At 73.5% G+C, this 5,354-nt stretch carries 5 protein-coding genes; 3 read left to right on the forward strand and 2 right to left on the reverse strand.

Annotation, left to right across the window (positions count from 1 at the left end; translation table 11 throughout):
• Nucleotides 1-256: 256 nt before the first annotated feature.
• Nucleotides 257-1,453 (reverse strand): MFS transporter, encoded by a 1,197-nt coding sequence (locus ACSW7Y_RS16020; RefSeq protein ID WP_438127234.1) that lies wholly within the window; start codon nt 1,451-1,453, stop codon nt 257-259.
• Between the two features lie 121 nt (nt 1,454-1,574).
• On the opposite strand from ACSW7Y_RS16020, the gene ACSW7Y_RS16025 reads away from it, so the two are divergent.
• Complete coding sequence (locus tag ACSW7Y_RS16025; RefSeq protein ID WP_438127235.1) at nt 1,575-2,024, forward strand: MarR family winged helix-turn-helix transcriptional regulator; 450 nt, start codon at nt 1,575-1,577, stop codon at nt 2,022-2,024.
• 67 nt (nt 2,025-2,091) lie between these two features.
• Nucleotides 2,092-3,099, forward strand: coding sequence for a glycosyl hydrolase family 18 protein (locus ACSW7Y_RS16030; protein ID WP_438127236.1), 1,008 nt, complete (start codon nt 2,092-2,094; stop codon nt 3,097-3,099).
• Between the two features lie 13 nt (nt 3,100-3,112).
• Here ACSW7Y_RS16030 and ACSW7Y_RS16035 read toward each other — a convergent pair whose 3' ends face one another.
• Entirely contained in the window at nt 3,113-4,126 is a 1,014-nt protein-coding gene (locus ACSW7Y_RS16035; protein ID WP_438127237.1) for a LacI family DNA-binding transcriptional regulator, read from the reverse strand.
• Nucleotides 4,127-4,221: 95 nt separating this feature from the next.
• Here ACSW7Y_RS16035 and ACSW7Y_RS16040 point away from each other — a divergent pair.
• Nucleotides 4,222-5,354 (forward strand): Gfo/Idh/MocA family protein (locus tag ACSW7Y_RS16040; RefSeq protein ID WP_438127238.1); only part of this gene is annotated, 1,133 nt, incomplete at its 3' end.

Consider the following 5,354-nt stretch of genomic DNA (forward strand, 5'->3'; position numbering starts at 1 on the left):
CCGCCGCCGTGCGTCGCCGCCGCCGTGCGTCGCCGCCGCCGCGCGTGGCCGCCGCCGTGCGTGGTCGCTTCGCACCGCGGAAGCGACATCGAACCACCGCCGCACGTCGGTTCGGTGTCGCGTTCGCGGTTCGACGCCGGGCGCCCGACCCCGGGCGTCGACGCCGGGTGCCCGACGCCGGGTGCCCGACCCCCGCCGTCGCCGCCGTGCCGCTAGGCCGTCGCCGCCGTGCCGCTAAGCCGTCGCCGCCGTGCCGCTACGCGGTCGCCACCGAGCCGGTCCCACTCGCGCTCGCCGGGGCTCCACGGCGCGAGCGACGACCCGCCGCGGCCGCCACGACGGTCAGTGCGACGGACGCCACCGTGATGCCGGCACCGGCCCAGATGGGCGACGTGTAGCCGAGCCCTGCGGCGATCGTCAGTCCGCCGATCCAGGCGCCGAGGGCGTTCCCGAGGTTGAACGCCGCGATGTTCGCCCCGCTCGCCAGGGTCGGCGCGTGGTCCGCGTGGTGCATGACCCGCGTCTGCAGGGCGGGGACGGTGGCGAACCCGAACGCTCCCATGAGCACGAGGGACACGACGGTCAGCACGGGCGAGGTCGCGACGAGGGCGAACGCCGCGAGCACGACCGTCAGCGCGGACAGGACGACGAGGAGCGTGCCGTCGATCGAGCGTGCGGCGAGCTTCCCTCCGACGAAGTTCCCGACGAAGAGCCCGACGCCGAACACCACGAGCAGCCACGGGACCGTCGACGACGCGAAGCCGCTGACCGACGTCAGTGTGTAGGCGATGTAGGTGAACGCGCCGAACATGCCGCCGTACCCGAGGACCGTGATGCCGAGCGACAGCCAGACCTGTCCCGAACGGAAGGCCCCGAGCTCCCGGACGAGCGAAGGTCGTTCGGTCTGCCGGACCAGCGGGACGAGTGCGAGGACGCCGATGAACGCGACGACCCCGATGGCTGCGATCGTCCAGAACGTCGCCCGCCAGCCGAGCGCCTGGCCGAGGAAGGTCCCGAAGGGCACGCCGAGGACGTTCGACGCGGTGAGGCCGGTGAACATCAGGGCCACGGCGGATGCGCGGCGCTCCCGCGCCACCATGTTCGACGCCACGACGGAGCCGATGCCGAAGAACGCGCCGTGGCAGAGTGCGGCGACCACGCGACCGACCATCATCACGCCGTACGTCGGCGCGGCCGCGGACAGCGTGTTGCCGATCACGAAGAGCACGAGCAAACCGAGGAGCACCTGCTTCCGGGGGAGTCGGGTGGTCGCGGCGGTGAGGCCGAGTGCCCCGACGATGACCGCGAGGGCGTACCCGGTGACGAGCCACCCGGCGGTGGTCTCGGTCACGCCGTAGTCGGCGGCGACCTCTGGCAGGAGTCCGGTGATGACGAACTCGGTGAGTCCGATCCCGAACCCGCCGAGGGCGAGTGCGATGAGTCCCGCGGGCATGGTGGTCCTTCCGTTGTGCAGCGTGCTGACCCCGCGTACGCTGGTTGTTGCAGACGCGGGATATCGATAGTTGCACACGCTGGGTATCCGCGCAAGCAAACACGTGTGCCCGGAGGTTCCGATGAGTGTCGACGACACGTCCACCGCTGTCCGCGCGCACGGATGGCGCACCCTCGCGGCCCTGCACGGCCTCATCGAGACCCGACTCGAGCGAGCGCTCAAGGCCGTCGACCTGTCCGTGGTCGAGTACACCGTGCTCGATGCCCTGCGGCGACAGGACGGCTTCCACATGCGGATGCAGCAGCTCGCCCGCGCCGCCGCGTTGAGCCCGAGTGCCACGACGCGGCTCGTGAACCGGCTCGAGGACCGCGCGCTCCTGACCCGCGTGCTCTGCGCCGACGACCGACGTGGCCTCTACACGGAGCTCACCCACGCCGGCCAGGTGCTCCTCGACCAGGCGACGCCGCTGCACGCCGCGGCGCTCGAGGAGGCGCTCACCGAGGCGCGCGAGGTCCCGGAGCTCGAGGAACTCGCGGCGTCGGTCGATCGCCTCGAGGGCGCTCGCGTCTGACCACCTGACGTCGAAGACCCGGCCGGGAGGCGCGGGTCGACCCCGTCCCGCGGGATACGGTGATCGCATGGTGCGTCGAGGATCCCCCGCGGTCGCGGTCCTGCTGGCCGGCGTGCTGCTCGCCGGCTGTTCATCGGCCCCGAGTGAGGCGGCCGGTCGGCTGGCCGTCGAGGGCTACGCCGAGCCCGGAGCCGGTGCCGCCGCCCGCGTGACCGCAGCCGGGACCCGCGCGACGACGATCGGGATCGACGGGGTGACCCTGGCCGAGGACGGTGCGACCGTGCTCGATCCCCCGGAGGGCACCGCGAGCCTCGCCCGCACCGCCACCCGTGCGGGCTCGGTGCCCGAGCTCCTGGTGAGCAACTTCTCGTCGGACCTCGGCGACTTCTCGCCACAGATCGGTACCGCGCTCCTGTCGCACGCGGATCGTCGTACCGCTGTCGCCGCCGACGTCGCCCGACGCGCGCACGGCCTCGGCATGCGGGGCGTGCAGATCGACCTCGAATCGCTCCGGGCTCGTGATCGACCGGGGCTCGTGGCCTTCGCCGCGGCGCTGTCCGACACGGTGCACGACCGCCTGGGTCGCAACGCGCAGGTCTCGATCGCGGTCATGGCGTCGACGAGCGCCGACGGGTACCGCGACACCGGCTACGACCTCCGTCGACTCGCACGGCACGTGGACCGTGTCGTGCTCATGACGTACGACCAGCACGGACCCTGGAGCGGTGCCGGGAGCATCGGGGCGCTGCCGTGGGCGCAGCGGGTCGTCCGCGCTGCCGAGACCGAGGGGGTGCCGCGGAGCAAGATCGACCTCGGGATCGCCGGGTACGGGTACGTGTGGGGCGGGAAGCACGACGGCGAGCAGGTGTCGCCGGCGACGGCCGTAGCGCTCGCGGGGAAGCGCGCGGAGTGGTCCGCTCGCGACGGGGAGTGGTCTGCTGTGCTCCGCGACGGCACGCGCCTGCACTGGTCGGACGCGCGCTCCTACCGCGCGCGCACCGCGCTCGCGACGAAGCTGCACCTGCACGGCGTCGCGCTCTGGTCGCTGGACCTCGAGGCGCTCCCGCAGGACTGACCCGGCGGGGTCGTCAGTGGCGCGGTGGCGGCCCGGTCGTCGCGCGCACGACGAGCGTCGGCTCGACGAGGGTCCTCGTCGGCGCCGTGCCGCCGTCGGCGTCGCCGCCCCCGGCGATCCGCTCGACGAGCCGGGCTGCCGCGAGCCGGCCGAGCTCCTCGTTGTGCGGGTCCACCGTCGTCAGGCGCACGAGCGGTGAGGACGCGAGCGGGGTCTCGTCGTTGCCGATGACCGAGACGTCCTCGGGGACCCGGAGCCCGGCCTCCCGGACGGCGGCGATCGCGCCCATCGCCATGACGTCGTTCGCGGCGAACACCGCGGTGACCTCGGGGTGCTCCGAGAGCGCCTGACGCGTGCCCTCGTAGCCGGTGGCCTCCGAGGTCGGACCCGAGCCGACCACGAGCGGTGCGACGCCGGAGGCGACCATCTCGGCGACCGCGGCCTCCCGGCGGACCGCTGCCGGGCCTCCCGAGCCGGTCACGTGCACGATGTGCCGGTGCCCCGCCCCGACCAGGTGCGCCACCGCCAGTCGGCCGCCGGCGGCCTCGTCCGAGGCCACCACCTCGAACTCGGAGGGGACGTCGCCGCGCGCGCCGGCGACGACCACGGGTGTGCCGGACGGGGCGGCCAGGTCGGGGAAGCCCTCGGCGGCGAGCACGACCCCGTCGACCCGCAGGGAGAGGAGGTCGTCGAAGGGGGAGGATCCGAGGTGTGCGTTCGCCCGCACGTCCGCGAGGGTGAGCCGGAGGCCGTGCGGCGCGAGCGTCTCCCGGATGCCGTCGAGGAGCGGCACGAACCACGGGTTCCGGAAGTCGTCGACGACGACGCCGATCGTCCGGGTCCGGGTCCCGGCCAGGATCGCGGCGGCCCGGTTCGGCCGGTACCCGAGTTCGGCGGCTGCTGCCAGGACGGCGTCCCGACGTCGCGCGGAGACGCCGGGGTCCGCGCGCATCACCATGCTCACGAGCGACTTCGACACCCCGGCGCGCGCGGCGACGTCGATGATCGTCGGGGCGCGGTCCGGCACGGGCCCTCCTTGACAGGACATGGGTTCGGAGAGGTACAGTCTACCGATCCGTTCTGGAACGTTCCAGAACCAGCCACGATCTCGAGGGAGAGACCATGAGCGACAGCATCGGCGTCGCCGTCATCGGCGCGGGCATGGCGGGCAAGGCCCACATGGCCGCATGGCGGAACGCTCCGTCCCTGTTCGGCCGGAGCCTGCCGCCCGTCCGGCTCGTCACGGTCGGCGACGTCTACCAGCCGCTCGCCGACGAGGCGGCACGGCGGTTCGGCTACGCGCGGCACGACACCGACTGGCGGGCGGTGGCGGAGGCGGACGACGTCGACGTGGTGAGCGTCGTCGTCGCGAACCACCTGCACCGCGAGATCGTCGAGGGGCTGCTGGCGGCCGGCAAGCACGTGCTGTGCGAGAAGCCGCTGTCCGACACGCTCGAGGACGCCCGCGCCATGGCGGACGCGGCCCGTGCCGCCGAGGCGGACGGCGTGGTCGGCCGCGTGGGCTTCACCTACCGTCGTGCCCCGGGGCTCGCCGCGATCCGGGAGCTCGTCGAGGACGGCACGCTCGGCCGGGTCCTGCACGTGTCCGGGCGGTACTGGACCGACTACGGCGCCTCGCCCGATGTGCCGTTCTCGTGGCGGTTCGCCGGCGCTCCCGGTACCGGCGCACTCGCCGACGTCGGTTCACACCTGACGTACGTCGCCGAGTTCCTCGCCGGTGACGTCCGGAGCGTCAACGGAGGCACCTTCACCACCGCGATCACGAAGCGTCCGGTCGCAGCCGGCTTCGCGCTCCGCGGCCAGGCGGTGCAGCTCACCGGCGAGGAAGCCGGCGTCGAGAACGACGACTACGCCACGTTCGGCGCGCGGCTCGGGGACGGCGCCGCGGTCGGCTCGTTCGAGGTCTCCCGGGTCGCGGCCGGACACCCGAACGGGCTCGTCGTCGAGGTCTTCTGCGAGCAGGGAGCCGCCCGGTGGGACCAGGAGCGCCCGAGCGAGATCGGCCTCGCCCTGCGCTCCGACGGCGCACGGCTCGGCGGGTTCCGGCAGGTCGTGCTCGGCCCGGACCACCCCTACGTCGCCGGCGGCATGGCGATGGACGCGCCGGGCGTCGGCTGGGGCCAGAACCAGATGTTCGAGTACCAGGCCCGAGCCTTCCTCGACGAGGTGGTCGGCAACACCGCCGACCCGCTGCCGGCGAACGCCACGTTCGACGACGGCGTCCACAACATGGA

The sequence above is a fragment of the Curtobacterium flaccumfaciens genome (assembly GCF_051548005.1).
Lineage (GTDB): Bacteria > Actinomycetota > Actinomycetes > Actinomycetales > Microbacteriaceae > Curtobacterium.

Excerpts from the sequence above, each read along its gene's own strand:
- ACSW7Y_RS16020 (WP_438127234.1), bottom strand. The coding sequence starts at position 1,453 with ATGCCCGCGGGACTCATCGCACTCGCCCTCGGCGGGTTCGGGATCGGA.
- ACSW7Y_RS16025 (WP_438127235.1), top strand. The coding sequence starts at position 1,575 with ATGAGTGTCGACGACACGTCCACCGCTGTCCGCGCGCACGGATGGCGC.
- ACSW7Y_RS16030 (WP_438127236.1), top strand. The coding sequence starts at position 2,092 with ATGGTGCGTCGAGGATCCCCCGCGGTCGCGGTCCTGCTGGCCGGCGTG.